20 protein-coding genes and 1 tRNA gene are annotated in these 23,843 nt (G+C 59.4%); 14 read left to right on the top strand and 7 right to left on the bottom strand.

Going from position 1 to position 23,843, the window contains the following annotated elements; genetic code table 11:
- Window positions 1-88: 88 nt before the first annotated feature.
- From ACVWXC_RS12090 to ACVWXC_RS12060, 7 genes are all read left to right on the top strand, one after another.
- Window positions 89-580, top strand: a complete 492-nt coding sequence (locus ACVWXC_RS12090) for a hypothetical protein (protein ID WP_457392965.1) — start codon at window positions 89-91, stop codon at window positions 578-580.
- A 334-nt stretch (window positions 581-914) separates the two neighbouring features.
- A complete protein-coding gene (locus ACVWXC_RS12085) occupies window positions 915-1,796 on the top strand; it encodes a DUF4388 domain-containing protein (protein WP_457392968.1) in 882 nt (293 codons plus the stop codon).
- Window positions 1,797-1,920: 124 nt separating this feature from the next.
- Window positions 1,921-2,289, top strand: coding sequence for a roadblock/LC7 domain-containing protein (locus ACVWXC_RS12080; RefSeq protein WP_011431637.1), 369 nt, complete (start codon window positions 1,921-1,923; stop codon window positions 2,287-2,289).
- Between the two features lie 53 nt (window positions 2,290-2,342).
- Window positions 2,343-2,906 (top strand): protoglobin domain-containing protein, encoded by a 564-nt coding sequence (locus ACVWXC_RS12075; protein ID WP_457392971.1) that lies wholly within the window; start codon window positions 2,343-2,345, stop codon window positions 2,904-2,906.
- A gap of 39 nt (window positions 2,907-2,945) precedes the next feature.
- Entirely contained in the window at window positions 2,946-3,485 is a 540-nt protein-coding gene (locus ACVWXC_RS12070; protein ID WP_011431635.1) for a GTP-binding protein, read from the top strand.
- Window positions 3,486-3,597: 112 nt separating this feature from the next.
- Window positions 3,598-4,050 (top strand): hypothetical protein, encoded by a 453-nt coding sequence (locus ACVWXC_RS12065; protein WP_011431634.1) that lies wholly within the window; start codon window positions 3,598-3,600, stop codon window positions 4,048-4,050.
- Between the two features lie 7 nt (window positions 4,051-4,057).
- A complete protein-coding gene (locus ACVWXC_RS12060; RefSeq protein ID WP_011431633.1) occupies window positions 4,058-4,981 on the top strand; it encodes a fructosamine kinase family protein in 924 nt (307 codons plus the stop codon).
- 42 nt (window positions 4,982-5,023) lie between these two features.
- On the opposite strand, the gene glyS is transcribed toward ACVWXC_RS12060, so the two are convergent.
- Both glyS and ACVWXC_RS12050 read right to left on the bottom strand, forming a co-directional pair.
- Complete coding sequence (glyS, locus tag ACVWXC_RS12055; protein WP_457392975.1) at window positions 5,024-7,216, bottom strand: glycine--tRNA ligase subunit beta; 2,193 nt, start codon at window positions 7,214-7,216, stop codon at window positions 5,024-5,026.
- 482 nt (window positions 7,217-7,698) lie between these two features.
- Window positions 7,699-9,777, bottom strand: a complete 2,079-nt coding sequence (locus ACVWXC_RS12050; RefSeq protein ID WP_457392978.1) for a cation:proton antiporter domain-containing protein — start codon at window positions 9,775-9,777, stop codon at window positions 7,699-7,701.
- A gap of 261 nt (window positions 9,778-10,038) precedes the next feature.
- On the opposite strand from ACVWXC_RS12050, the gene ACVWXC_RS12045 reads away from it, so the two are divergent.
- The gene (locus tag ACVWXC_RS12045) at window positions 10,039-11,631 is read left to right on the top strand and encodes a serine/threonine protein kinase (protein ID WP_457392981.1); all 1,593 of its coding nucleotides are present in this window, start codon (window positions 10,039-10,041) and stop codon (window positions 11,629-11,631) included.
- Between the two features lie 99 nt (window positions 11,632-11,730).
- Here ACVWXC_RS12045 and ACVWXC_RS12040 read toward each other — a convergent pair whose 3' ends face one another.
- The 3 genes from ACVWXC_RS12040 to ACVWXC_RS12030 form a co-directional block, all read right to left on the bottom strand.
- The gene (locus ACVWXC_RS12040) at window positions 11,731-12,330 is read right to left on the bottom strand and encodes a superoxide dismutase (protein ID WP_011431628.1); all 600 of its coding nucleotides are present in this window, start codon (window positions 12,328-12,330) and stop codon (window positions 11,731-11,733) included.
- Between the two features lie 264 nt (window positions 12,331-12,594).
- A complete protein-coding gene (locus tag ACVWXC_RS12035; RefSeq protein ID WP_414418597.1) occupies window positions 12,595-12,954 on the bottom strand; it encodes a hypothetical protein in 360 nt (119 codons plus the stop codon).
- Window positions 12,951-14,933 (bottom strand): transglycosylase domain-containing protein, encoded by a 1,983-nt coding sequence (locus tag ACVWXC_RS12030; protein WP_457392984.1) that lies wholly within the window; start codon window positions 14,931-14,933, stop codon window positions 12,951-12,953. Before ACVWXC_RS12030 ends, ACVWXC_RS12035 begins: the two co-directional genes overlap by 4 nt.
- Before the next feature lie 842 nt (window positions 14,934-15,775).
- Here ACVWXC_RS12030 and csaB point away from each other — a divergent pair.
- The 4 genes from csaB (at window position 15,776) to ACVWXC_RS12010 (ending at window position 19,886) form a co-directional block, all read left to right on the top strand.
- Window positions 15,776-16,873 carry a polysaccharide pyruvyl transferase CsaB gene (gene csaB / locus ACVWXC_RS12025; protein ID WP_099812677.1) on the top strand — a complete coding sequence of 366 codons (1,098 nt, stop codon included), beginning with the start codon at window positions 15,776-15,778 and terminating at the stop codon, window positions 16,871-16,873.
- Between the two features lie 151 nt (window positions 16,874-17,024).
- A complete protein-coding gene (locus tag ACVWXC_RS12020) occupies window positions 17,025-17,609 on the top strand; it encodes a CPBP family intramembrane glutamic endopeptidase (protein ID WP_011431623.1) in 585 nt (194 codons plus the stop codon).
- A 170-nt stretch (window positions 17,610-17,779) separates the two neighbouring features.
- Window positions 17,780-18,649 carry an alpha/beta hydrolase gene (locus ACVWXC_RS12015; RefSeq protein WP_099812678.1) on the top strand — a complete coding sequence of 290 codons (870 nt, stop codon included), beginning with the start codon at window positions 17,780-17,782 and terminating at the stop codon, window positions 18,647-18,649.
- Window positions 18,650-18,803: 154 nt separating this feature from the next.
- Window positions 18,804-19,886: a mechanosensitive ion channel family protein gene (locus ACVWXC_RS12010; RefSeq protein WP_011431621.1), complete on the top strand. Its 1,083-nt coding sequence runs from the start codon at window positions 18,804-18,806 to the stop codon at window positions 19,884-19,886.
- A 49-nt stretch (window positions 19,887-19,935) separates the two neighbouring features.
- Here the strand turns inward: ACVWXC_RS12010 and ACVWXC_RS12005 are convergent, their stop codons facing one another.
- Window positions 19,936-20,982 (bottom strand): hypothetical protein, encoded by a 1,047-nt coding sequence (locus tag ACVWXC_RS12005; RefSeq protein WP_099834729.1) that lies wholly within the window; start codon window positions 20,980-20,982, stop codon window positions 19,936-19,938.
- A gap of 289 nt (window positions 20,983-21,271) precedes the next feature.
- On the opposite strand from ACVWXC_RS12005, the gene ACVWXC_RS12000 reads away from it, so the two are divergent.
- Entirely contained in the window at window positions 21,272-21,922 is a 651-nt protein-coding gene (locus ACVWXC_RS12000; RefSeq protein ID WP_011431619.1) for a peroxiredoxin, read from the top strand.
- 206 nt (window positions 21,923-22,128) lie between these two features.
- Here ACVWXC_RS12000 and scpB read toward each other — a convergent pair whose 3' ends face one another.
- A complete protein-coding gene (scpB, locus tag ACVWXC_RS11995) occupies window positions 22,129-22,683 on the bottom strand; it encodes an SMC-Scp complex subunit ScpB (RefSeq protein WP_011431618.1) in 555 nt (184 codons plus the stop codon).
- A 214-nt stretch (window positions 22,684-22,897) separates the two neighbouring features.
- Here scpB and ACVWXC_RS11990 point away from each other — a divergent pair.
- Window positions 22,898-22,982, top strand: a tRNA-Ser gene (locus tag ACVWXC_RS11990).
- The last annotated feature ends 861 nt before the right edge of the window (window positions 22,983-23,843 follow it).

The raw sequence follows: 23,843 nt of genomic DNA, 5'->3' as shown, positions 1-23,843 counted from the left end.
GTTTTACATACCTAGCCATACCAAGCAGCCATACTGAACATACTGGGCATTATTTTCAGTATAGTCCAGCATATCATTGACTAGAGTCATGCTCTTTGCCCTGGAAGCGGGACAGTTTAGCTTCTTGCCCAACGTGCCCCTGCCCTACCGCGAGATGACCGGCCTGAGCAAAGGAGCCAGTGCCGTGGCTTTGGAAGCGCTGCAGCAGCTTCGGTTGGATCAGCGCCCGGAAGAAAATCTGCCCCAGCCGGACAGCTACTTCTGGCGTACCAGCACCGAGTTGCCCTTGTACAAACTCTCGCCCCTGGAGTGGGCAATCTTGGAGCAGGTTTCGCCCGCTCGCAACCTGGTTGAGTTGGCCCAAGCCCTAAAGGCAGATCTCTTAGAAGTCCGCTATGCCTGCGCCCGCCTGGCCAAGCTGGGGTTGCTCAGCCCCTGCGACAGCTCGGCCGCTTCACCCCAGCCTGCGCTTGCGGCGGCTTCTAAGCTTCTCCCCAACCTTCGGGAAGAGAAGGAGCCGGTCAAGCCTTCCTTGGTCAGCCGCCTATCTACTCTCCTCAAAACCATGCGCGAAAAATAAGCCGGTAGAGTAAAATTCTATTGCATGCTCCTACGCCGGCTTTACGAAGTTAATTTAGGTAAAGATGAACTGGATGGCTGTAACAGATCTGGAACAAAGCAACACAAAAGTAATAGGAATTGATGCCAAAATCTTACGCAGCTCAACGCTTAGACTTTATCTCTCCAAAAAGATCGTTCATCAGTAGAATTGCTGCCAGGTTGAGTACTTGAGCGAAGATGGTTTTGCCGTCGCTACACGGTTGTTGACAGGGAATCAGGGAATGAGAATGGTGGTGTCCGTGAGGATCCCTGAAAGCGCCAATATTCAACTTAATGGAGGCTAAAGAATTGCCATGGCTATCGTTGGAGACCTCCAAGAATTTTCCCTTCCCGATCTGTTGCAGCTCATCGAAAAAGGCAGCAAAACAGGTCAACTTTCCGTCTGGGCCCCAAACGGCATCTACAAAATCTGGTTTTACCAAGGTCGGGTGATTGCAGCTCTGCCCCCCGAAGAGGAACATCGCTTGGAGGGTTTGCTGGCCCGCTCCGGCCTGGTTAGCGAGCGGGTGGTGGAAAAGCTGGCCTCTTTCTGTGACCCGGAAGAGCCGCTGGGCCGGTGTCTGCAGCGGCAGGGGTTAATTTCGCCTGTGGCTTTGGCCAAGCTCTTTCGCCACCAACTGCAGGTAGGTCTCTACAGCTTGTTTACCCTGGAAGCGGGCCAGTTCAGCTTCTTGCCTAGTGTGCGCCTGCCCTATCGCGAGATGACCGGCCTGAGCAAGGGTGCCAGTGCCGTGGTTTTGGAAGCGCTGCAGCAGCTCAAGCTGGACCAGCGTCCTGAAGAAAGTCTGCCGCAGCCGGACAGCTACTTCTGGCGCACCAGCAGCGAGCTGCCCTTGTACAGGCTTTCGCCTTTGGAGTGGGGAGTCTTGGAGGGAGTTTCCCCCTCTCGCAACCTGGCTGAGTTGGCCCGGGCGTTGGGGGCAGATCTTCTGGAAGTGCGCTATGCCTGCGCCCGCCTGGCCAAGCTGGGGCTCATCAGCCCCTGTGATGGCCCAACGGCCATTGTTCCCTCTTTGCTGGTTTCGGACAAGTTGACGGCGGTGGCAGAAAGCTTGGAAGCTGCGAAGGAAAAGCCGAGCACCAAACTACCCTCTTTCTCACAGGGAAGCGACCGGGTTAAGCCCTCCCTCGTCTCGCGGCTGGCTACTTTGCTGAGGGGGGTTCGGGATAAGTGAGAGATTTTTGAGCGAGGAGATCTTCTGGCAGATCTTTGCAGTACTATTTCTACAGCAGATAGAAGTATCAGCAAATAGATACGAGAAAAAATGACAAAAAGTCTTGAAAGCAGGGAGAGAAAGGATGGCCAATTTATCCTCTTTGCAAGCAATTCTCCAGAATTACGTTTCCAGCACGCCGGAAGTTCAAGGAGCAGCAGTGGTCACGCCAGATGGCTTGCCTCTGGCCTCTGCATTGCCGGCAGGCATGGACGAAGAAAGGGCATCGGCCATGTCGGCGGCTATGCTTTCTCTGGGGGAACGAATTGGGAAAGAGCTGAGCCGCGGAGCCATAGAGAGAATTTTTGTGCAGGGAGAAAAAGGGTACGGCGTTTTAACCAGTTGCGGACCTGACGCCGTTTTGCTGACGCTAGCCAGCCATGAAGTTAAGCAAGGCTTGCTCTTTTTGGAAATGAAGCGAGTGGCCGCAAGCATTGCAGAAGCGATGAAGTAGGCAAGCTAAGCAGGGAAGCTGGGTTTTGATTTTCGCTTGATTTTGAGGGAACTATGACTATCAAACCTTTGGAGCTGCTGCAAGTCTTGATCTCGCGCACCGAATTTACAGACGAAGACAGGAAGATTTTGCAGCAAAGTGCCGACTGGGGCAGCAGCATCGCCACAGAAATGTCGGATGCCTTTTACGGCTATTTGGATCGCGATGCTGAGATGGCAGCTGTTATTGCTAAGCACAACCGGCAACGGCTGGGCCAGACTTTTACGGACTGGTTTAAGGAAATGTTTACAGGCATGGACAACTGGGGCCCCCAGTACGCCGAGCGCCGCTGGAAAATTGGCCTAGTTCATGTGCGCGTTGGCATTGGCCCTCAACACGTGGTGCCGGCCATGGCCACGGTTGTGCAGGAGGTGAGCCGCCGGCTGGTCAAAGAGGGCAAGCCCGAGCAACTGCGGATGAGCCTGAGCAAGGTCTGCATGATCGATCTCTCCTTTATCGAGCAAGCCTATCTGGAGGTGGCTTACAACGCTGTGCAGCAGGAAACGGGCATGAGCGAGGCGTTGTTTAAGCGTCTTATTGCCACCGGCGCCAGCAACTTAATTCGGCAAGGGCTCTAGGGGCAGATTTAGGCTAGGGGTTTAGGGCAGGGGCTGACTATGGACAACATTCTCCGCATCGTCGTAACCGGGCCGGTGGGGGCTGGAAAGTCCACTTTTATCCGCACCATTAGTGAGATCGAAGTGGTCGATACAGATCGCAAGGCCACCGATGAGGTGGCAGAGCTGAAGCAGAGCACAACGGTCAGCATGGACTTTGGCCGCCTGAGGATCGGAGAAGAGGAAGAAGAGATGTGGCTGCATCTCTACGGCACCCCCGGCCAGGCCCGCTTCAGCTTTATGTGGGATATTTTGATCCGGCGCGCCCATGGGTACATCCTTTTGGTGCCCGCCCACCTGCCCGGTCAGTTTCGCAACGCTCAGGCTATTCAAGCTTTCATGAAGGCGAGGACAGATGTTCCCTCGGTTATTGGGATCACCCATGTCGATCACCCCAATGCCTGGGATCCAGAAGACATTTTGCTGATCTTGAACAACCAATCGATTCCCCACACGACCCTAAATGCCCAAGAGCCGGCCTCTGTGGCCAATACTCTGCTCCTATTGGTTGAGCAACTGATGCCCCAGGTGGTTGTCTGAGAGGGGGTAGCTGAGACGGCTCGACCTGCTCCGATTTCTCTTAGATGCTGACTCCGCAGCAGAAGATGCTAAGAAATGTTAAGCTAAGGAGGACTGGGATCAGGTAAGCTTCATGGAGTCTCTTTACGCTGGCGGCGAGTTTTCCCGTAGCTTTGTCAACCCCCCTATCTACTCGGCCATTGCCCTGCTCAGCTTCTTCGCGGTTATTTTCGGCATCATCTTTAAAGACAAGTTGGAGTACCAGGTAGCTCTTTGGCAGCAGAACCGAGAGAGCCAGGGGCAGATTCGCTACCGCACGCCGGGGGTGATCCTCACCTATACTCTCTGCTGTGTGTTTACCTTCGGCTTTGTGGCTGCCTGTTTGAACGTGTTTGGCCTATCTTTGGGCTTGGCTGCTCTGGTGGGCGGGATCCTTGTCTTCAGCACAGCAGGATTGATCTGGTGGCGGCTGGGATCCCTGATGGAGCTGTTGGCGGTGGGGGGATCCCAAGCGGTTGACATCGACTCCTACGGGGCAGGAGCTGTTTTAGATCCTGAGGCAGCGACGCCCACGGAAGGAAAATAGGGTACTGATGCAGAACTTTTGGCAGGCCGTCGCTCAGCACCTTTCTGAAATCACAGGGGATCCCTTGCGTCCTCTACACTACCGTCCTGTGGGCGGGGGCAGCATCAACGCTGCCTACCGGCTCTCCTGTGCGCTCCAAGCTTTTTCTGCCCAGGAAACTAGGGACTACTTTGTTAAAGTGGCACGGGGAGGAGAGGGAGCGCTGGAGATGTTTGCGGCGGAAGCGGCAGGCCTGCAAACTTTGGCGGCAGCCAAGGCTGTGCGGGTGCCGCAGCCGATGGCCTGGGGATCCGTCGGTGGGCAAGCCTACCTGGTGTTGGAATATCTGGAGCTGACCTCGCCCCGCCCCCAAACGGGGAGTCTGCTGGGATCCCAGTTGGCCCAGTTACACCGCACGCTCTCCCCCAACGGCCACTACGGCTGGGATCGCAACAACACCATCGGCTCGACGCCGCAGATCAACAGTTGGCGACAGAACTGGCTGGACTTCTACCGGGAACAGCGACTGCTCTACCAGGTCAAGCTGGCTTGTCAGCGGGGTTACCGCGGCGCGTGGGTGGCGCAAGCCGAGCGGGTAATGGCGGAGCTAGAGACTTTCTTTCTGGACTACCGACCCGTCCCGTCTCTGCTGCACGGGGATCTCTGGGGCGGCAACTACGGCGCCTTGCCCGACGGCTCGCCGGTGATTTTTGACCCAGCCACCTACTACGGGGATCGGGAGACGGATTTGGCGATGACCGAGCTTTTTGGCGGCTTCCCGGCAGAGTTCTACCGGGCTTATCAAGAGGCCTATCCCCTGGACGAGGGGTATTGCCAGCGCAAGCCCCTCTACCAGCTCTACCACTGGCTCAACCATCTCAACTTGTTTGGAGAGGGCTACCTGGGCTCAGTGCAGCGGGCCTTGCAGCAATGCTTAAGCTTTCTTGGATGAATCTCCCGCCCCCAAGGATGATTGCGCCCAGTTACTGGTTCCTTAGTGGCTCTTTGCTGGCGCAGCCTCTCCTGCCATGACCACAGCTCCCATATCTCCCAGCAAACGGGACTGGTTGCACAATACCCCCAACAGGTTCAGCCGGTTGGCCCGCAGCCTGGGATCCGGATCCATGACCAAAACCGCCTCGAAAAAACGATCCACTGCGGGGGCTGCTGCCTGCAGGCCCTCCACCAGTGGGGTAAAGTCTCCTTGGAGGGCTGGCTCCACCCCCAGGCGGTAAACCCTCTGGCAAGCCTCGTACAGCTCCCGTTCTGCCGCCTCCTGCAACAGGTCGGCATCCACAGCCGCTGCCGGATCCAGCACGGCGCTGTCCAAGTCTCCCTGGGCGGCCAGGCGGGCACAGCGATTGAGGGTGGGGTAGAGATCCGCCAATTCCCCGGTGGCCCGCAGGTGTTGCAGGTACTCAGCCCGCAGCAGGGTGAGGGGCAGGTTGGCTAAGGCTCGCCGAGGAAGGTCGGACTTTGCTGGCTCCCCCTCTTGCAGCGCTTCTGGATCCCCAACCACTGCCCTGACCAGGTCGTAATCAATCCGCTTTTCCTCCTGCAGAAGGATTTGCAGCCGCTGCAGCAAAAACTCCTGCAAAGCCTTCAAGGTCTTCTCGTCGCCTGCCGCGTAGTCCTGCACCACCCTCTGCAACAGGGAGTTGAAGTCAAAGGTCCAGCCGGCATCCCAGGCAATCAACACCAGGCTGTTGGCGGCCCGCCGCAGGGCAAAGCGATCCGAAGAACCAGTAGGGATCTGCCCCAAGCGAAACATGCCCACCAGGGTATCGAGGCGATCCGCCCAGCCCACCACCCGTCCGGTTAAAGAGGCGGGCAAGGCCTCCCCTGCCCCCAGGGGCCAGTAGTGTTGTTCGATCCCCTCCGCCACCGCCTCCGGTTCCCCATCCTGCCGGGCGTACTCGGCGCCCATGATCCCCTGCAGCTCGGGAAACTCGTACACCATCTGGGTCACCAGATCCGCTTTGCACAGGTAAGCGGTGCGATCCACCAGCGCCTGCTCCTGCGGATCCAACTTCAAGGCAGCGGCGATGAGACGGCTAATTTGGCGGATGCGCTCCACCTTGTCGCGCATGGATCCCAGCCCTTCGGCAAAGGTAACTGCCTGCAGGCGTTCCACCCGCTGGGCCAACGGGATCCGCCGATCCTCCTCGTAGAAAAAGCGAGCATCGGCCAGGCGTGCCCGCACCACCCGGCTGTTGCCTGCTGCAATCCGCTCTGCTTGCCGGGGGTCGCCGTTGGAGATGGTGATGAAGTAGGGCAGCAGTTTCTGGGGATCCCGGCCATCCCGCACTGGGAAGTAGCGCTGGTGGGTGATCATCACCGTCTCGATCACCGCAGGGGGCAAGCGCAAAAACTCCGGCTCAAAGCGCCCCAAAACCGCCGTCGGCCACTCCACCAACTGCACCACCTCCAGCAGCAGAGAGGAAGGGATCTGCGCTTGCCCGTTCACCTGCCTGGCCAGCTTGGCCACCTCCGCCTGGATGTGCGCTGCCCGCGCCGCCGGATCGGGGCTGACCCCGGCCGCTTGCATTTGCTGAACATAGCTCTCGGCCCGCTCCAGGACAACCTGCTGGGATCCCAAAACGCGGTGCCCCCGGCTCACCCGCCCCGCCACCAGGCCCGGCAAAGGATTTCCCTCGGAGGTAGGCCAGAGCAAAGGCAACACCTGATCCTCCCAAAGGGAAACCAGCCAGCGGATGGGACGGGGAAACTTCAGGTCTCCATAGCCCCAGCGCATCAGCCGTTCGCCGCTCAAGCTGGTGATCCAGGTGGGCGCCAATTCCTGGAGCACCGCCGCCGTCGGTCGGCCCCGCACCCGCTGCACGGCAAAGACAAAGGATCCCTTGCCCACTTGCCGGATTTCCAGGCTGCCGGGATCCACCCCTTGTTTTTGGGCAAATTTTTCCCCGGCGGGGGTGAGCCGGCCATCTTGGTAGGCCACCTGCACTGGCGGCCCCTTCACCTCCAAAGTGCGATCCGGCTGCTGGGTGGGCAACCCCTGCAACAGAACCGCCAGGCGGCGCGGCGTACCGAAAAGCTGCATCTGCTCCGCTTGCAAATGGGCCTCCGCCAAAGAGGCCGGGATCCCGGTTCGCCACTGCTCCAGAGCCGAATCCACAAAACTGGCTGGGAGCTCTTCACAGCCGACTTCCAGCAAATAGGCAACCATACTGATACATTTACGCTGAACACTGCTGAACATCACTGTTCAACTATGCAGCGATAGCATTCTGTTTGTTTCCATTCGCGTTAGCGGGACGGAGTCCAAACAGAATGGCGGTATCCCGCAAAGCTTTGAGTAGAATACCCAAAGCGCAGTTTCCGTGTCGTCTTACTACCAATTTTCTGCTTTGCTTTGGCTACCATGTTGGCAGACTCGAAAGTAAACAGAAAGATCAACTGGTAGTAATCCGTACTGAACATATTATACATCATTTTCAGTATAGTTGAGCTTATTATTGACTAGAGTCATGCTCCTGTGCTCCGTAGGGTACCATCCCCACTTCCTCAATCAACATAGTCTATGGCTCTGGGCCTCCCTTCTGGCTCACGACTGCTCCGAACCTGGGGTATCCCAGTTTACCAGGGGAGCCGGGGCGTCGTTGAGACAAGAGCTCCAGTCCGCCAGACAACACCCCAATGCCATCCCTGTCAAGTGGGCTCTGCGGCCGCCAGAACCCCATCTCCTTGGCGCAAGGGATGAGCTGAATCCCGCGGCAAATGCGCCACGATGATGGGAAGGCTGGGTCGGTTGCGGGCGATGGTCTCCGGCTCTCGGCCCAGGCGCGACCGGTTGCCGGTTTCACTGGGAACCAATACCAACACATCTCCTGGCTGCAGCGCTTTGAAGGCTTCCGCCACCACCCCCCCCTGCACCCGCTGAACCGGCAAGTGGGCATAGCTTTCTGCCGGCAAGGCTGGGGAGCTTTTCCGCCCAGGTCGGGTTTGCACCAGCAGGATCTGCAAACCTGCTTTCAATTCGCCGGCCAGCGTTTGCGCCAGCCCAATGGTCTGCTGCAGGGATCCGGGAGAGACCTCCAGCTCCGGTGCAACCAAGAGGATGCGGCGGGCCGTCTCGATGGGTACTGGAAACCGCGTAATCAAGACTGGGATCCCCACCTGCCGCACCACCGCGTCGATGATGCTGCCGAAAAAGTTCTCCGCATAGGTGGAGTAGCCCTTCCAGCCCAGGATCACCAAGGTTGCCTGCCGTTCCGCCGCCGAGCGAATGATCCCTTTCTCCACCGAGTCATCCACCCGGCGAATGGCTTCCACTCGGGCCACGGCGCTGTGGGCCAGAGCTTCTGCGAAAGTCAGCAACTGCTCCTGCCGGGCCAAAGCTGCCGGCGAGATCCCGGCACGGTCAGACAAAACATGCAGCGGCAGCAGCGTTCCCCCATCTTTTTTGGCCAAAATCAAAGCCAACTGTAACAGGTTCCTCTCAGTATCCGGGTTGGCCACCGGCACCAAGACGCGAGCTCCCCAATCCGGCTTGGGCAATTCGGTGGACTCTGCCGCCACTTCGGTGGGCTGCATTTGCTCTCCCCAGCGGGCCACAATCCAAGGCGAGGCAACACAGGTCACCAGGATCATGGCAATGGTGCCGTTCACCGTCAGCTCATCCACCAACTCCACCTGAAAGGCCACCGTGATCGCCGCCAGGGTAGCCGCCGCCTGCGCTACCGACAAACCGAACATGATCATCGTGCTGGCAAAGCGCCAGCCAAACAGTTGGGCCGGGATCCAAGCGGCCAGAAACTTGCTCACCACCTCCGTTGCAATCATCACTCCGCCCACCAGCAGCGTGCGCGGCTCCCCCAAGAGAATGCCGGGATTGATCAGCATCCCCACCGAGATCAAGAAAAAAGGCACAAACAGGGTGTTGCCGATAAACTGGATCCGGTTCATCAGGGGGCTGAGCTGGGGGATGATGGGGGTAATGGCCGTCCCGGCCAAAAAGGCGCCCACCACCGGCTCAATGCCGATCAACCCCGCTCCGTAGGCCACCACGAACAAGGTGGCAATCACAAAGGTAAACTCTGCCCCCTCGTCGTGGCCAAAGCGCCGGAAAAACCAACCGCCCAGCTTGGGCACCCCCCAGAGGGTGGCCAAGGTGTAGAGGGCAATCGAGGGGATCAACGTCAGCCAAAATTGCGGCGTCAGCTCCCCTTGGTGGGCGCGCACCACCACCGCCAGCACCAACAACGCCAAGACATTGGTAATTAGCGTCGCCCCCAAGGTGGCCGTCACCGTCTGCAAGCGCATCAGGCCCAACTTGGAGACGATCGGCAGGGCGATGAGGGTATGGGAGGCAAAACACGAGGCCACCAGCACCGCCGCCAAAAAGCCATACCCCAAAGCCAGCATGGCCGCCGTGCCGATCACCATTGGCAACAGAAAGGTGAGCGCCCCAAAGAGGGTGGCCTTCCCGGCATTGAGCTTCAAATCTTCCAGACTGGTCTCCAGCCCCGCCATGAACATGAGAAACAGCAGCCCCACGGTGCCCAGCAGGATGATGGTCTCGTCCCGCTGCAGGATGCCCAAGCCGTAGGGCCCCACCACCAAGCCGGCCAAGATCAGGCCGATGATCCCCGGCAGGCGCAGCCGCTCAAACAGCAGCGGCGCCACCAGCATGATCGTCAGGATGATCAGGAACACCAGCACCGGGTTTTTCACCGGGCCGAGCGTGGCCAGAGGGATCCCTGAGATTTGCAGCCAGCTAGCTCGCATAAATACCCGACAGACACCAACGCAGAGACTCGGCAAAGCGCCCGCCTGAGTCTATCAGATTCATCCAGATCCAGATAGCTCCCCATCGCTCGCAGCCTTCGTCCAGTCTTCAATCTCCGACAGGACGTTTAACAAGCATTCAAAATACATCAAAAACACGCTGGGAATGAAGACAGCCTGTCGGTGGCGCCCGCAAAGAGGCGAGAGAAACTTTCGAGAGACACCCATTAAAATCGGAGGGTACATGCTCTTGGGCCGCTTATGAACCAGCTTGCTCCTGGAAAAGTGATCGGTCAGCGCTATCAACTGGTTCAGAGCATTGCGGCAGGGGGCATGGGGCAGGTGTTCAAGGCTGTGGATACCCGCCTGTTCAATCGCCCGGTGGCGGTGAAGCTGTTGCACCAGAACTTGGCAGGCGATGAAAACACCCGTCGTCACTTGCTCAAGCGCTTTCAGCAGGAAATTCGCATCAGCACGCTGCTGGGAGAGCACCCGGCCATTGTCAAGGTGCTGGATTACGGCCTGGAGAACAACCAACCCTATCTGGTGATGGAATACCTGACGGGGCGCAGCTTGGGAGAACTGCTGCTCAAGCAGCCGCTGCTGCCGCCGCAACAGGTGGTGAAGATCGCCCGCCAGGTGTGTGCTGGCCTCTACTACGCCCACAACTTGGAGACCGAGCAAGATGGTCACCTCATCAAGGGGGTGATCCATCGCGACATCAAGCCCAGCAATCTCTTTGTCTTGAAAGATGAGACCCTGGGGGAGACGGTCAAGATCCTGGATTTCGGCATTGCCAAGCTGCTCAGCGATGTTTCCCTGGCCCTCGGCACCCAAACCACCGGCTTTTTGGGCACAGTGCGCTACGCCTCTCCCGAACAGGTGCGCGGCGAGGAACTGGATCCCCGCTCCGATATCTACTCGTTCGGCGTGGTGCTCTACCGCATGCTGACCGGTCAACACCCCCTAAAACCGAAGACCGATTCTTTTCCCGGTTGGTACGAGGCCCACAATTACCAGCAGCCCCAACCCTTCAATCGCGCAAATTTGCCCTATGAGATTCCGCTGGAGCTGGAACAGGTGGTGCTCTCCTGTCTGGCCAAAGATCCCGACCGGCGGCCCCAAGATATGAAGGTTCTCAGCGCCCAATTGGAGGGATCCCTGCAATCTGACAGCAGCGCCGGCTCTGCCCTCACCCCCCCTCCAACAACCTCGCCCTTTTCCGAGCGCACCCTGGCAGCCCTCGATGGTCAGGAAGGCGCCCATCGGCTCAGCGCCCAGCCGGAGCCCAAAGGTAGGCCGCTCCCCCTCTGGGGAGGGATAGCCCTTTTGGCCGCCATTGCCGGGAGCACTTTTTGGGGCCTGCGTCTGCTCTTGGATCCGGGCACAGGCATGGAGAGACCGCCTGCCGTTCCGCTGCCCCCTGCCACCGATGGGCAGCAAGCCATCCCGGAGCCGCTGCTGGACTGGCTGCTGCGGGATCCAGCGGGTGAGCCAGCGTTTGAAGATGATCCGGATCCGGCTCGGGACAACCCTCAAGACCCTCCTCAACCCGAACCCACGCCCACACCGGCAACCGCCCCAGCACCCCCGCCCACTTCGCCGCCCCCCCCACCCACCCCTGTCCCCGCTGCGCCCCCGCCCCGACCGGTTGCAGTGCCCACACCCGCTGCTCCACCTTCTCCAGCTCGTGTCCCAGCCAAGCCTCTCCCCCCACAGCCCATCAACCAACCCTTGTTTCCCCCCATCAATCGGGCCGCTCCTCCTGCTGCCTCCCCCACCCCTGCCCAAAACCCCACGCCCAGTTTCCTGGAACGCCTGCGCGAAGAGCGGGAACGCTTGGGGAAGGACTAGGCCGAAAAAAAAGGGATCCCTGAGGATCCCCTAGCAAAGAGCTGGGCAAGGCTAGTCCTCGATGGGATCCCCCGTCAGAGGATCCCAGAAGAGAGTCAGTCAGGCAGCAGCCAGCCGGGCATTGGCGGCATCCCAGTTCACTAGGTGCTCCAGGTAGGCGCTGATGAAGTCGGGCCGCCGGTTTTGGTAGTCCAGGTAGTAGGCGTGCTCCCAGACATCCAAAGTGAGCAGGGGCACTTGGCCGTGCACCAGCGGGTTTTCGGCGTTGGGGGTTTTGGTAACCTTGAGGGTGCCGTTGTCCAGCACCAGCCAGGCCCAGCCGCTGCCAAACTGGGTGGCCGCCGCCGTTTTGAAGGCCTCGACAAACTTGTCGTAGCCGCCAAAATCGGCGTTGATCTTGTCGGCGATGGGCCCCGTCGGCGCGCCGCCCCCACCTGGCTTCATGGATTCCCAGAAAAAGGTGTGGTTCCAGACCTGGGCGGCATTGTTGAAGATGCCCACTTTGTCGGGATCCCCAAACGTGGTCTTGATAATTTCTTCTAGCGACTTATTGGCCAGCTCGGTGCCTTCGATCAGCTTGTTTAGGTTGGCCACGTAGGCGGCGTGGTGCTTGCCGTGGTGGTAGGAGAAGGTTTCCGCCGACATATAGGGCTTGAGGGCGTCGGCAGGGTAGGGCAGAGCCGGGAGTTCAAAAGCCATAATCGTCTGTCCTCTGTGTCTTGTGCAAAGAATGCAAGAAAGAACGCGGTGAAGGGTCAGGATAACCAGAAAAAGGCGTTACCTTTCTTTGCAGTTTTAGTGTAACTCAGAATCACTACGCTTTGGGATCCCTTGGACATTTCGATTCCCGCTGGGACAGGGCTCGACCCCAGAGAGGTGGAACCGCGGCTGTCTCAGCCCAATGGCTGACAACCACTCGTTGGCCAGCGGTCGGAAAAGCGAGATCGTCCCGGCTGGAAAGCGCTAACGGGATCCCTCCCGCAGCAGCTCGATCAGCAGGGGAGCGACATCCCTGAGCAGGGGGATCAAAACAGCCGTGATGGCGGCGATGGTCACTACATTGCGGGTGAAGTTGAGGGTATCGCGGCTGAGCTGGAAAAACCGCTCGTCCCAGCGTTTGACCTCGGCCTCCAGACGTTCTTCGGCGCCAGCAATGCGTTCCTCGGCTTTGGCAATGCGTTCCTCGGCTCTGGCAATGCGCTCCTCGGTGCCGGCAATGGTTTGCATCAGCTCTTGGTTTTGCCGGGCCAGTTGGGCGATGGCCTGAGCGTTGGCCTCGACAGTGCGCTCGATGCGCGCCAGCCGCTCCTCGCTGTAGGTCATGGTCGGGGAGGGGGAAATTGATGCGGGCTGGGGAAGTCCTGAGGTGGGATCCCTTGCAGGGCCTCGCTCATGAAGCGCTTCCAGGTGGGGGCGACAAAGGCGCCTCCTGCCGTGCCCGGCAACATAGGGGAGTTGTTGTCGTTGCCGATCCAAATGGCGGTGGACAGTTGCGGCACATAGCCGATGAACCAGGCGTCGCGAAAATCGGAAGTGGTGCCGGTTTTGCCGGCCACCGGGCGCCCATCGTCCAGACGGGCCGCCGTCCCCGTGCCCTGGGTCACCACCCCCTTGAGGATCTGGTTGAGGGTGGCCACCGCCCAGGGATCCAAAACCCGCTGCGGCTGGGGCTTGGCCTCGAAGAGAATCTGACCGTTGCGATCCACCACCTGAGCCAAGAGAGTTGGCTCCACCCGGTAGCCGCCATTGGCAAACACCGCATAGCTGGCGGCCATTTCCAGGGGGCTGACGCTGGCCGAGCCCAGGGCCGTGGCCAAGTTGGGAAACATCTCGGCACTGATGCCCGTGGCCTGGGCTGCCGCAATGACGTTGCGGATCCCGACTTCATCTGCCAGCTTGACGGTGGGCACGTTGCGGGAGAGCTCCAAGGCGCGGGCAAAGGTGAGGGGGCCGTAGAAGGTGTTGTCGTAGTTTTTCGGGCTGTAGGGAGGCGAGCCAGGATAGGTGATGGGAGTGTCGTAGAGGATGCTGTTGGGCCCGTAGCGGCCGGTAGCCAGAGCCGCGTAGTACACATAGGGCTTAAAGGTGGATCCCGTTTGGCGAAAGGCTTGGGTGGCGCGGTTAAATTGGCCCCGTTGGGCGTTGATGCCGCCCACCAGGGCCTTGACATAGCCGGTGCGGGGATCCACCGCCGCCAGGGCCATCTGGTCGGCCCGGCGAGCAGCTCCGATGCGGGGCCCATCTTCGTTGACAATGCGCTCTGCCAGGCGTTGCAGCCGCAGGTCGATGGTGGCCTGCACCCGCAGCCCCCCCTGGAGGATGGCCTGCTCGCCAAAGCGGCGCCGCAGCTCCGCCTCGATGGCGTCGGTAACCGCCGGGGCGTTGCTCTGGAAGGAGGTGATGCGGCCCAAGGTCAATTCTTGCTCCCGTGCCGCCTGGGCCTCTTCCGGGGTAACCCAGTTCAGCTCCACCAGGCGATCCAGCACCAGCCGCTGCCGTCGCTTGGCCCCTTCCAGGTTGCGAAAGGGGCTGAGGATTTCCGGGGCCGGCAGGATCCCGGCCAACATCGCTGCTTCCGCCAAGTTCAGTTCCGCCGCATCCTTGTTGAAGTAGCTGCGGGCCGCCGCCTGGATGCCGTAGAGGTTGTGCCCCCAGTACACCTGGTTGAGGTACATCTCCAGGATCTCGTCTTTGGTAAAGACTTGCTCCAGCCGCACCGCCAGCACAATCTCGGCCACCTTGCGGCTGAGGGTGCGCTCCGGCCTCAAAAACAGGTTCTTCACCAGTTGCATCGTCAGGGTGGAGCCGCCTCCTGCCGAGCCCAACCCCCCTTCAACACTGCCCAGCAGCGCCCGGCCCAAACTGACCGGGTTGATGCCGGGGTGGGTGTAGAAGTGGCTGTCTTCAATGGCCAGCAGGGCTTTTTTCATCTCCGGCGAGACCTCTTCCAGCGAGATCACTTCCCGGTTGGCTTCCCCGTGCAAGCTGGCAATCGGCTCGCCGCGAATATCGACAATGTGGGTGGTGGCCACCGGCACGTAGTCCCGCAATTGATGCACATCGGGCAGGTTGCGGAAGCTGATGGCCAACCCCATCAAGCCGGCAGCCGTCGCTGTAGATCCCAAGAGCAGGGATCCCAGCAACAGGTTGCCCACCGTGGCGGCGGCCTGAGCTCTCCAGGAGGGGCGAGCGGGTCGGGCGGCGTCGGCATACTCGTCATACCCCGGAAAGGGGCGGCTGTAAGGATGCTGCGAAGCCGAATTCCTAGCCCAGCGGGCCGATGGTCTGCGACCGTAGGTCACCTCAAAAACCCCGTCACTTCAGCGTTGCGGAGCGACCGCAAGTCTGACCCATTATAGGGCGGCGCTTCTTAGGCCGGCAGGGGATCCTTTCCCTCTCTGAGTGGGCCAAATCCGGGTGAGCGTGGGGGGTTTCCGAGTGCTTTGTCTGCTGGCTGCTGGGATCCCCAGTTCCCTACCAGCCCGGATCTCGACATGCTGTTTCGCAGGGCAGGCGGCTGCCTCGCCGCTATCTCGCCCCAGAAGGGCGGCAAGATTGTTATCGACGTGCGAAAAACTCAGTTAGAACTGCTTAGCAAACTTTTCTGCAAAAGGGATCCCTGTCCCACCGCGTTGAGATCTTGCGCCTGGAAGCGCTATCTCGATATCCAGGACTCTTGTCATTGGCAGTGTTGGCAGGGCCAGAAGATCCAGGGCAGCGTCTTGCCAGGTGGCTAGAGCAATAGCCGAGATACGAAACTGCGGCAAGAAGAGGAAGTATCTGGGGTGTTTCCACATCCCTTCCCGCAAGCGGGCCATAGGTCTGGGAGTTGGGGTTACGGCGTCCCCTGCGATGCAAACCGCATGCTCTGGGCAGCTCGGCAAGTGGGAGCCATCCCACAAGCTGAGAAAGACCCCCCTGGCAGAGCGCTGCGCGGAAGCAAGCTATAGCCGTGGGGAGAACATCAAGGAAGACCTGTCTGAGACCTTCCGCTGCAAGGGAGATGTCTGCGCCGGCAGCGCTCTGGATCCCGGAAGGAAGCTGTAGGCTGGATTAGGTTCTCGATGCAACGGGCCGAGTTCGACCAACCTTGACTGCTACTGATTGGGGATCCCGGCGCAACTTGCCTGAGCAAATCGGCTCGATGCAGGGGCCACGGGTTTTGATCTGTGGCTACCACGGCTACGGCAATGCCGGCGACGAGGCGTTGTTGCTGGCCCTACTGCGGCAACTCCAGCAGTTGTCCGGCCCTGTACAGCCGGTGGTGCTCTCTCCTCGCCCCGCGGAAACGGCTGCCACCTATGGGGTACTGGCCTGCCCGCGCTTCGATGGCTGGGCTTTGCGGCGCTATCTGAGGCAGTCTCAAGCTTTTATCTGGGGTGGGGGCAGCCTGCTGCAGGATCGCACCAGTTGGCGCAGCCCCCTCTACTACCTGGGACTGATGCTCTGGGCCCAGCGGCGGGGGCTGAAAACCTTGGCCTGGGCCCAGGGGATCGGGCCGTTGCAGCGGGGCTGGATCCGCGAGCTGGCCCGCCGCGCTCTAGCAGGTTGTACAGCCATCAGCGTGCGCGACGCCGTTGCTTCTCAATGGCTGCGAGCCTGGGGGATCCCCCATCAGGTGGCCCCGGATCCGGTTTGGGGCCTGCCCTCCAAAACCCTGCCGGAGTGGGAAAGATGGCCTCAGCCCCGCATTGCCGTGGTCTTGCGGCAGCATCCCCAGCTCACTCCAGCGCGATTGGAGATTTTGGCTGAGGGCCTGAGACGCCTCCAGGCTGCCACCGGAGCTTATCTGCTTTTGCTGCCCTTCCAACTGGCTCCGCCTGGATCCCCCGACCTGGGGCCAGACTACCGCTTGGCGCAACGGCTGCAACAGCGCTTGCCCGGCCACAGCCAGGTGTTGGAAATTCGGGATCCCTATCTTTTAAAGGGGGTCTTTCGGGGGGTGAAATTGGCAATTGTGATGCGCTACCACGGCCTGGTGATGGCGGCAGCCGAGGGCTGTGCCTGCTTTGGCCTCAGCTACGATCCCAAGGTGACAACGCTGCTTGAGGAATTGGGCATGCCCGGCTGGGATCTCGAGGCGATCCCAGAGGATCCGGAAGCTTTGCACCGGGCTTGGTTGGCCTGCTATGCCGATGGGCCGGCCCTCGGCCCTGACCAAGTGGCCGTTTGGGTGGAGCGATCGGCCCAGCACGCCCAGTTGTTGAGGCAGCACCTCCACTGGCAAGCAGCGGGGAGTTGAGAGCTCCTACCCTGTTGACCGAGACAATGGCGGCCTAGGCCCCGCCCTTCAGGGCTTGGAGTGTTCCCCGCTGCCAGTGTGGATTCAGGCAGCCGTCCTTGTCGAGATTCGCTCTACCCTGGGAATAGGGTGCCAAGCCAAATCCCCTCCCATGAGTGCCGAGATTCAACCCTGTACGCGCCAACAGATCCTGATCGGGATGGGCCTGACCAGCCTGATCGCGGCGGTGATCGCCGGCCTCTGGATCTGGCTGGGATCCCTGCGCGTGCCCTTCCGTTGGGATCCGCTGGCCGTTGCCTGGGGAACGGCGCTGGGGCTGGGGGTGGCGCTGCTCAGCTGCGGGGCTTACTGGCTTTGGCCGGCCTATCGCCGGGCGGCTTCCGCCTACTTGCACCTGGTGGCGGATCCCCTGCAGTGGTCAGATATCTTCTGGGTGGGGGTGCTGCCGGGCTGGAGCGAGGAATGGCTGTTTCGCGGCGTGCTGATGGGATCCCTGGTGGCCAGTCCCTTGGGGTGGACGGGCGGGATCCTCTTGAGCGGCCTCTTGTTTGGGGTTTTGCATTGGCTGGGATGGCAGGGTTGGCCCTATGCCGTCTGGGCCAGCGCCGTGGGCGTCCTCCTGGGGCTGGGCGTGTGGCTGTCGGGAAACCTGCTGGTGACCATCGTCGCCCATACTCTGGTTAACTGGATTGGGGTTTGCCTTTGGAAATGTTCCGCCTTGCCAGCCGAATCCTGATCGCGTCAGCGGGCCGTAGGCCTTTCGCGTCAGCGGGCCGTAGGCCTTTCGCGTCAGCGGGCCGTAGGCCTTTCGCGTGAGCGGGCCGTAGGCCTTAGTTGCCGACGTCGCCGCCACCAATTCCCCCTCTCCCTCTGGGGGAGGGGCCGGGGGTGAGGAGAATTATCTCGATGCCAAGCCGAGGGATGTTAAAGCCTTTGAATTGGATTTTGGGATCCTTCCCGGGGCTGCAGGTGGGGCGATCCTTGCTGCTTATTGGCCTGGGGGTGTACGGCTACCTGCTCTGGCTGGGCTGGTTTCAATCGGAGCGGCTGATCTTTTTGCCTCGCCCCGCCAGCTACCAGGATGGGGATGCCATTTTCAAGCTCACCACCGCCGATGGCCTGCAGATTTCGGCGGTGTATCTGCCCAACCCCGAAGCCACCTATACCCTCCTCTACAGCCACGGCAACGCCGAGGACTTGGGAGATATCTTGCCGCGCCTGGCTGGCCTGCAGCAGGGGGGGTTTGCCGTCTTGGCCTACGACTACCGCGGCTACGGCACCAGCGAAGGGATCCCTTCCGAAGCCGGTGCCTACAAGGACATTGAGGCCGCCTACGCCTATCTGGTGGAGCAGGGGATCCCGCCGGAGCGGATTTTGGTTTACGGACGCTCGGTGGGGGGCGGGCCCTCGGTTTACTTGGCAGCCCAAAAGCCGGTGGGGGGTCTGATCCTGGAATCGACCTTTGTAACTGCTTTTCGCGTCTTGACCCGCATCCCGCTGCTGCCTTTTGATCGCTTCGACAACCTCAGCCGCATCGCCCAGATCAACTGCCCACTGCTGATTTTGCACGGCACCCAGGATCGCTTGATCCCCTTCTGGCATGCCGAAGCCCTTTACCAAGCGGCACGGGATCCCAAGCGTTTGGTGCCCATCGAGGGAGCCGATCACAACAATTTGCTACAAGTGGCCGGGGAGCGCTACCTGCCCATCCTGCACCAATTTGTGGCCGAGCTGGTGGATCCCGAGCATCCTTTCTCCAAGCAGCCGGCTAAGTAGCGATAAACACAGTGTTATGATGTCCCTGTTTTGTTAGCTAAGACCCAGAGGGTACTGGTTACAGAAGCAGCAAATCCAGGCGACTCTTTTGCCCTGGGCTTTCCCGCTGCTTTTATTCGCTGTTGGTTGACCGAAGAAGGCGGTTTTCAAGGCCATGCTTCAGGAGATTCTCAGCTTCCAACTGCTGGGCAACCCCCTTTGGAACTACCTGCTGGTATTTTTCATCTTTGTAGTCGGGATCTTCGCCATCCGCACTGTGTTGCGGGGCTTGGTTCTCCGAACCTTGGCAGGTTGGTTCTCTAAACTCAGCGGGATCCCCGGCAATACTCCTATTCAACTAGTAGAGCGCTACCTGATCCCTTTGCTCTACCTGGCTCTGATTTACGTCTGTTTGAGCAGCCTAAATTTGGCCACCGTCCTGCGGCAAACTCTGGACATCCTGGCCACTGTCGTTGGCACCTACTTGGGCATCAATCTCCTCAGCGCCAGTGTAGAGTATGCTCTGCGCATTTACCTGATGCGCAAAAAAGGCGATGCCACCACCGAGCAAAGCTTGCTGTTGCTCTCCCCTCTGATCCGGGTGGTGTTTACCCTTATCGGTATCTTGTTTCTGCTGGAAAATCTGGGTTTTGATGTGGCAGCACTGGTGGCCAGCTTGGGCATTGGCGGTATAGCCATTGCTTTGGCGGCGCAAGGAGTCTTACAGGATCTGTTTGCCTATATCTCTATTTTGATGGATCGGCCTTTCGAGATTGGGGATTTTATAATTTTGGGCGATTTTATGGGATCCGTAGAGTACATCGGCATCAAAACCACGCGCCTACGCAGCTTGGGCGGAGAGCAGATCGTGATGGCCAATACCGATATCACCGGATCCCGAATTCGCAACTACAAACGTATGCAGCGGCGGCGGGTGGTTTTTGGCTTTGGCGTTGTTTACGAAACTCCCCCCGAAAAGCTGCAGGCCATTCCAACCTTGGTGAGACAAATTATCGAAGCCGAGCCCAACGCCCAATTTGACCGCGCCCACTTCGCCGCCTACGGAGATTTCAGCCTCAATTACGAAGTGGTTTACTACGTGCTCAGCCCAGACTACAACCTCTACATGGATGTGCAGGAGCGCATCAACTTGGCTCTGAAGCGAACTTTTCAGGAACAGGGAATCGAATTTGCCTACCCAACGCAGTTGCTCTACCTGAGCTCGAAGCAGCAGGGTGCCCTCACCAACCTCTCTTAGTCCTCTCTTAGTAAAGAAGTGGGATGGGAATGGGGCTGCCGGCGGGTTTTCAGATAGCTCCTTGACCCATCAGTTCTTGCAACAGGTTCTGCGCCGTTCCCATAAAGCGCATCACGTCAGGATGATGGCTCCAGATGGGGTCGCTTTCGGGGAAAACCTCCAGCGAGAACATGCTCTGCACGGCTCGCAGATAAGGCAGCAGGACGGTGTAGCTGGCCGGGGTGAGCTGAAAGCGCAGCGCCTCATCCAAAAGCTCCAGCATCTGCCGCACCAGCTTCCACTCCACCTTCAAAGGAGGGTAGAGCATCACACACAGGGGAAACAGCTCTTGTTGGACAGCCGCCACACTGCCTTCCAGGACGCAGAGGCCCAAGTACACCTGGAACATCTCCACATCGCGGATGCTGGAAATCCGCACCTCCAGATCCGTCAAGGGGCCGCTTTCGCAGCGATAGCCTGGGAAACGCTGCGCCACCTCAGCACAGATGGACTCTGCCACGCTGGTAACCAGAGGCAAGAGCTCTTGCACGGCAGCCAGGGGGGCGGAAAAGGTATCGCCTGCATGGGCGGCGGCACCCTCGTACATCCTCTGGAGGGGCATGTAGAGGTGGTCGTCCATGACCTTCAAGTAGGGGTGGAAGAGGCCGCGCTCTTGAGGGGATAGGGCTTGCAAGACCATTTGCCCCGTGTAGTGGAATTGCATACTTAAAAAGCCCAGCACCCGCGGATCCCGTTCGCTGTAGCGGGCCCTCAGCCGGCCACAGAGCGGCGCGATCTGCACCGAAAAGCGAGCCGGCGAGAGGCCCTCCCCACAACTTTCCGCTGCCGCCTCAAATAAATCCCGAGAATCCTCGGCAATTTGCCAGGGATCGATCAAGTCCGGATCCAGCCGCTGCTTGGGTATTTCAGCAGCCAAGAGCCGCTCTGTCTTGGCCCAGGCCTGGGAGCTGGCAAAGCGCAGGGATCCCTTCACTTTGTCGGCCAGTTGGGCGCCCGGCAGCTCGCCCAAGGCCGCCTGCGCCCGCAGCTTGTCTACATATTTTTGGGCCCACAGGGTGGCCAAGCTGCAAGTTGTAGCTGTTTCTGCACTTCCCATCGATCCCACGGCCTCGCCCGAGAAGCTAGATTCTGTTACCTACAATACCCTTAGCACGTCGCCGTTGCAGCCTGTAAAGAACTTACAGAATATTAATTCCCCCGCAACAATCGTTTACGTCGGGAAAGGGCACTCCCCCTAGCCGGCAAGTTGGCAACACCTTAAAATATCCTAAAATCCGCTCGGAAAAGTGGAGTTTTTGTGGCAGAATAGACTGTAGATCGATCGATGGCAAGGATCCGGATCCCGGCCTCACCGGACTGAACTCTTTACTGAGGAGAAAGAGCGTATGGCTCTCCGACTTGGCGATACAGCTCCCAATTTTACGCAAAAGTCCACCCACGGCGAAATTGACTTCTACTCCTGGGCCGGGGATAGCTGGGTAGTGTTGTTTTCCCACCCTGCCGACTACACGCCGGTCTGCACCACCGAACTGGGCACCGTTGCCAAGCTGATGCCCGAATTTGAAAAGCGGGGGGTGAAGGTGCTGGCCCTCAGCGTGGACGATGTGGACTCCCACCTGGGCTGGGTGAAAGACATCGAGGAAACCCAGAACGCTATCGTGAACTACCCCATCTTGGCAGATGTAGACCGCAAGGTCTCGCAGCTCTACGGCATGTTGGATCAAACCAACCTTAACCAAGAAGGGCTGCCCTTGACGGTGCGCTCGGTTTTCGTTATCGATCCCAACAAGAAAATCCGCCTCATCCTTACGTATCCGGCCAGCACGGGCCGCAACTTCGACGAGCTTTTGCGGGCCATCGACGCTCTGCAGTTGACGGATAAGTACAGCGTCGTCACCCCTGCCGACTGGAAAGATGGCGACGACGTCATTATCCCGCCTTCGCTGCAGGATCCTGAAGTGCTAAAAGAAAAGTTCCCGAAAGGTTACAAGGAGCTCAAGCCCTACCTGCGGCTCACCCCTCAGCCCAATAAGTAAGTCCACCCCCCTTGGCAGGAAGGGATCCCTTCTCCGCCGAAGCCGTGATTCCTTTCTCTGGATCCCCGCCGAGGGGATCCTTGACTTTATGGTTCTTTAAACCCGCCTAAGACGGTTTCGGAGGGCGCTGCGCTGGCCTAGGCGAAACCTTCTCTTCTGGGAGAGAACGATCGCCGGTGGGGTTGGGATCGAGTTGGGCGGCAAGTTTAGGCTTCGGGGAAGGAAGCTGCTGCTGTTTCGGCCAGCCTCTCCACTGTAAAGTAGCGATGGAACTTATCCGTCACCCGCAACCAGGGGGAGCGGCTGCCTTCTTTGCGATAGCGGGTCACAAAGCCCTTTTCCACCAGCTCTGCCACGTGTTGGTAAGCGCCCTGACCGCGCAACTCCACCAAGTCAGCTTGCGAGAGGGGGCCACGTAGAACGATGGTTGCCAAGGTACGGGTGGCGCCCACCCCGATTTCAGGGGGCAAGAGCTGGTTGGCCAGCTCCAGAAAAGGCTCCCGCAACTGCAGAGCAAACCCCTCCTCCACCTGCAGCACCTCTAGGGCAGAATCGCGGTGGGCGTAGTCTTCCATCAGCTCCAACAGCGCATCGTAGGCCTCCTCGCGGCTGCAGTGGGCCAACTGGGCCAGCGTCGATAGGGCCAACGGCTGTCCCTTCAGGTAGAGGATTGCCTCGATCTGATTTTTCAGGGCTAAAAGACGCCCCCCTCCTATCTCTGGCCTGGAATCTGAAACCGACTTGGAACGACGCGAGGGCATAGCGACAAGGGATCCGCTAACCTGTCCCGTAGCATAGCAGCAGTTGCAGACTGAGGGATCCCTGCTGGGGCGGCCTGGGCCAAGGCGAGCGTTGCTATGCTAAACCATGGCAGGGTCTGCTTTCTCGCCCATCGCGCTACTCGGTGCGGAGTACAATTGCACAGCCTGAAGCCAATTGCGTAGCATAAATAGGGTTTGGGGATCCCAGAGAATTGGAGAGGTGTCCGAGCGGTTTAAGGAAGCAGTCTTGAAAACTGCCGTGGTTCACGCCACCGTCGGTTCGAATCCCACCCTCTCCGTTGCTTTTCCGTTGCTTTATTGAGTAACCCACAATGCTGTTCGGCGGATCTAGCCCCCTACCACGCCCCTACTCCTAGATAGGCCCTTCTACGCCTATCTAGAGGTTGGCTATCTCTTCGACGTAGCCGACCGACTGAGGGCCAGGGCCCAGGGCAAACCGCTGCCAGCGGGGCACAACCCGGAGCCCCGAAACATCAGCTTCATCTACCGGACAGAGGCAGGCTGGAAGCGGGTGGTGGTGCAAAAGGACAACAAGCTGCAGCTCTACAGGCCCAGGGAGAATTGACTGGAAAAGTGGCCTCTGGCATATTACAGGGCAACCGCCAGATCAAGTAGAGCGCAATGCACACGCCGAGCTGGAAGCCCCACCCAATCCTCAAATATGAGCGGAGTGACTGCTATCCCTATATAGTTCTTCCCACCCCCATCAGCCTGCAACTGAGCGGGCCAGAACTGCCCCCTCGCCCCAGAGAACCTGAGCCACCTCAACTACCCCCTCGACCAGTCAAGCCGCAACTACCAGAGCTCCCAACCCGTGTGATGGACAAGCTCCAGGCTGCCCTGTCAACTGGAGCTGGAGTCGTTGCCCTAATTGCGCTGATTATTGCTGAGGCTCCATTCTTTCTAATCTTGGCAGGGATGGCTGGTGTGGCCACCTTAGCCCGCTTCTTATACGAATCCTGGACTTATGAAGAGAGAATGGAAGAATACGAGAGAAAAATGCAAAGTTACAGCCTTTTAATTTAAAATAGGGTACAGGTATTCACAGGTATTCAAGAGGAAGGAGAGAAAGGAATGCCGACTCATTCTTTGGATTTGCGGCAAAGAGTTGTAGCAGCCTACCAGGCAGGTAACACCTC

Source organism: Thermostichus sp. OS-CIW-20, assembly GCF_054061455.1.
This window is presented reverse-complemented; position numbering and strand designations above follow the sequence as displayed.